Source organism: Micromonospora sp. KC213, from assembly GCF_004348325.1.
In the GTDB taxonomy this organism is placed as follows: domain Bacteria; phylum Actinomycetota; class Actinomycetes; order Mycobacteriales; family Micromonosporaceae; genus Micromonospora.
The window spans coordinates 1-4064 of record NZ_SMKF01000286.1; the positions used below are offsets into that span (position 1 = coordinate 1).

General features: G+C 72.9%; 3 protein-coding genes. 1 reads left to right on the forward strand and 2 read right to left on the reverse strand.

Annotated elements, in window-relative coordinates:
* Together E1166_RS29720 and E1166_RS29725 are read right to left on the reverse strand one after the other, a co-directional pair.
* Window positions 1-1152 (reverse strand): VWA domain-containing protein (locus tag E1166_RS29720; RefSeq protein ID WP_132343141.1); only part of this gene is annotated, 1152 nt, incomplete at its 3' end.
* Window positions 1153-1453: 301 nt separating this feature from the next.
* On the reverse strand, window positions 1454-3115 hold the full coding sequence (locus E1166_RS29725) for a phospholipid carrier-dependent glycosyltransferase (RefSeq protein ID WP_132343142.1): 1662 nt from the start codon (window positions 3113-3115) through the stop codon (window positions 1454-1456).
* A gap of 84 nt (window positions 3116-3199) precedes the next feature.
* Between E1166_RS29725 and rsmI the strand changes: the two genes are divergently transcribed.
* Entirely contained in the window at window positions 3200-4048 is an 849-nt protein-coding gene (rsmI, locus tag E1166_RS29730) for a 16S rRNA (cytidine(1402)-2'-O)-methyltransferase (protein WP_132343143.1), read from the forward strand.
* Window positions 4049-4064: the final 16 nt, after the last annotated feature.

The following is a 4064-nucleotide window of genomic DNA, read 5'->3' on the forward strand; positions in this document are numbered from 1 at the left end:
GGAGGCGACCACGTCGATCATCAGCTCGACCGGCATGCCGGGGGTGGCGCGGGTGCCCGGGCGGGGGGCGAAGGAGTTGCTGACGACCAGGCAGACCGTGGTGGCCGCGATGGTGCCGGTGCTCGCCTGCGGCGTCGGGTCCGCCCCGTCGGCCGGGTCCTCGGTGGCCGACCAGCGCAGGCCGGCGGAGACCACGTCGGTACGTCCACTGCCGGCGTCCACCCCACGGACCAGTTCCCGGCCGTCGGTGGCGGTGGCCCGCAGCAGCACCCCGTGGTCGCGGTTCACCGGTCGATCCAGTGCCACGCTGACCGAGGCGCGCAGCTCCTGCCCGGGGCGGACCGGCACCCGGTACCAGCGGTGCTCGGAGAAGCCCTCCCGGTCGCGGTAGACGCCGGGGCCGAGCAGCGGCGCGCCGTCGCAGGCGGACCGGCCGGCGACCACGGTGGGAGTGGCCGTGTAGGTGTCCCGGGCCCGGTCGACGAGCTGCTTGATCCGGCCGGTCAGCTCGTCGGCGCTCTGCGCCGCGGTGTACGTGCCGCCGGTCGCGGCGGCGATGCAGAGCAGCTGCCGGCGGACCTTCTCGTCCGGGGCCAGGCCGAGGGTGTCGACCACCAGCTTCGTACCCTGGGCGGCCAGCTCCCGGGCCACCTCGCAGGGGTCCGGCGGCGCGCAGGTGTCCTCGCCGTCGGTGATCAGGACGATCCGCCGGGCGGTGCTGCCGGTGCCGAGGTCCTTGGCGGCCTCGCGCAGGGCCAGCCCGACCGGGGTGAACCCGGTGGGACGCAGGGTGGCCACCGCCGCCTTGGCCTGTACCCGGTCCACCGGGCCGACCGGGACGATCTGCTGGGTGTCCAGGCAGCCCTGCTTCTTGTCCTTGCCCCGGTACGTCGCGCCGAGCACCCGGATGCCGAGCTGGGTCTGCTCGGGCAGCGCGTCGACCACCTCGTTGAACGCCTGCTGCGCCACGGCGATGCGGCTGCGTCCGTCGATGTCGTTGGCCCGCATCGAGCCGCTGACGTCCAGCACCAGTTCGACCTTCGGCGGCTCGGCGGGTGTCTCCTCGTCCGCCAGGGCCGGTGCCGGCCCGGTGAGCGCGGTCGCCGCCAGCAGCCCGGTCAGGACGGCTGTTGATCGTCTGAAGTTGATCACCGGGCGGAGTGTAGGGGCCGTCCACTTCGGATGGTCATCGGGGTCGTGTCGCCCGGCTCCGGCACGGGCCGTTTTTGGGCGCACCGTCAATCAGTCATGACAGGCCGTTAGCTGCCGGATGTAAACCTTTTGCTCGACCGTGCATCCGTCGGAAATCTGACCCGACTCGACCCGTTGTGCGGGTCGCCAACCGTGGCTAAGCTTTGTCTTGCACGCCCCAATCGCCCGCTTCCCCCGTGGCAGGCGATCGGGGCGTGCTTTTTGTGCCGCGTGTCCGTCTCTGATCCGGCCGCGCAGGCCGTCAGATCCAGCGGCCGTCCAACCACATCCGGGCGGACCAGTCCTGGTACGGCAGCGAGTTGCCCACGAAGATCGGGTAGAAGTAGGCGAAGCAGAGCGCCACCAGCAGCACGTACGCGCCGACGACCACGCCACCCACCAGCCGCCGGTCGGCCCCCCGCTCCTGGTCGACCAGCGTCAGGCCGTCCGGGGTGGTCGGCGTGACGATCGCCCCCAGCACGTAGACCACCGCCAGCACCAGGAACGGCAGCGCCGGTGCGGTGTAGAACGAGAACATCGTCCGGCCGTCGAGGGCGAACCAGAACCAGGGCAGCAGCCCCGCCGCGACGCTGAGCAGGATCGCTCCGGCCCGCCAGTCGCGCCGGGCGACGCCCAGCCAGGCCGTGGCGGCCAGCGCCGGCAGGAACGACCACCAGAGCAGCGGCGTGCCCAGCAGCAGGATCTCCTCCGCGCAGCTCGCCGCCCCGCAGGGGCCGTCCCCGGTCCAGTGGAAGGCCACCGGCCGGCCGAGCAGCAGCCACTGCCACGGCCAGGACTGGTACTTGTGCGGGGTGTCCAGGGTGGTGTGGAAGCCGAACGCCGCCTTGTGGTAGTGGAACAGGTTGTTCAGCGCCCCGATGACCGGGGTGTCGCTCAGGCCCGGCGTGTGCGGATAGCGCTCGGCCAACCGGTAGTAGCCGTTGTCGCCGAGCAGCCAGCCCGACCAGGTCGCCACGTACGTCACCACCAGCAGCAACCCGGCCAGCACCAGCCAGGGCAACTCGTCCAGCAGCGCGTCCCGCCACGGCCGGCGGGCGCCGACGGAACGGCGGACGCCGACCTCCCACAGCAACGCCAACAGCCCGAACACCGGCACGAAGTAGAGCGCGCTCCACTTCACCGCGACCGCGCAGCCGAGCAGTACCCCGGCGGCGAGCCGCCACCACGGCCAGGTACGCCACCCGCCGGCGGGCCGCCCGGCGGCACCGGGTGCGGTCGGGTCCAGCCCGCCCTCCAGCGCCCGTGCCCAGCGCCGCCGCCGGGAGTCCCGGTCCAGCACCAGGGCGCCGAAGGCGGCCAGCACGAACAGCAGCAGGAAGATGTCGAGCAGTGCGGTGCGGGAGAGCACCAGGTGGAAGCCGTCCAACGCCAGCAGCAGGCCGGCGGCGCAGCCGAGCGTGGTGGAGCGGAACAACCGGCGCGCGATGCGGGTCAACATCAACACCGACAGGATGCCGGCGAGGGCCGCGGCGATCCGCCAGCCGAACTCCGGGGCGGTGGTCACCAGGTGACCGGGCACGCTGATGTTGTGCTCCTGGTCCTGGTAGCCGAAGGCCCACTCGCCGAACCCGATCAGCCACTTGCCCAGCGGCGGGTGCACCACGTACGACGGGCCGTTGTCCTTGTAGTTCCACTCGACGCCCTTGTCGATCAGCCCGTAGGCGTCGCGGGCGTAGTAGATCTCGTCGAAGATCTTGCCGCGCGGGTGACTCAGGCCGAGTAGGCGCAGGATGGCGGCGATGGTCACCACCACGATCGTGGCCACCCAGGAGTTCACGTCCAGTGCGGTCTCGACGGTGGCCAGCCGGCGGCGGACCACCGCCGGAATCCGGCTGCTCTCCGTGGACGCCCCCGGCTCGGACCCGGCCGCGTTCGCGCTCTGTGCTGTCGACGCACTCGTCACCCGCCGATCGTAGGCTCTGGAGGTGCCCGGTGGGGTCCGTCGTCTCCGGTGCCGGCACATCCGTCGATGAAGGAGCGTGCGCTGGTGGGTGAAATGTCCGACCCGGGACGGCTGGTGCTGCTCGGTGCGCCGCTGGGCAACCCGGCCGACGCCTCGGCCCGGTTCCGCGAGGTGCTGGCCACCGCGGACGTGGTCGCCGCCGAGGACACCCGCCGCCTGAACCGGCTCGCCCGGGACCTCGCGGTGAGTGTGCCCGGGCGGATCGTCTCCTACTTCGAGGGCAACGAGGAGCGGCGTACCCCCGAACTGGTCGAGGTGCTCACCGCCGGGTACACGGTCGCCCTGGTCACCGACGGCGGCATGCCCAGCGTCTCCGACCCCGGCTACCGGCTGGTCCGGGCCGCCCTGGACGCCGGCGTCCCGGTCACCGCCGCACCCGGCCCGAGTGCGGTGACCACCGCCCTGGCCCTGTCCGGCCTGCCCTGCGACCGGTTCTGCTTCGAGGGCTTCCTGCCCCGTACGCCCGGGTCGCGCCGGGCCCGGCTGCGGACCCTCGCCGCCGAGGAACGGACCCTGGTCCTCTTCGAGGCCCCGCACCGGGTCGCCGACGCGCTGGCGGACCTGGCCGCCGCGTTCGGCACCGACCGGCCGGCGGCGCTCTGCCGCGAGCTGACCAAGACGTACGAGGAGATCGTCCGCCGGCCCCTCGGTGAGCTGGCCGACTGGGCCGCCGAGAACGAACCCCGCGGTGAGATCACGCTGGTGGTGGCCGGCGCTCCGGCGCGCCCGGCGGAGCGTCCCGACGACGACACCCTGCGCGCGGCGGTGGCCGCGCGGGAGGCTGCCGGCCTGTCCCGCCGCGACGCCATCACCGAGGTCGCCACCGAGTACGCGCTCCGCCGCCGCGACGTCTACACCATCACCCACACCTGACCTGCCACCCCCACAC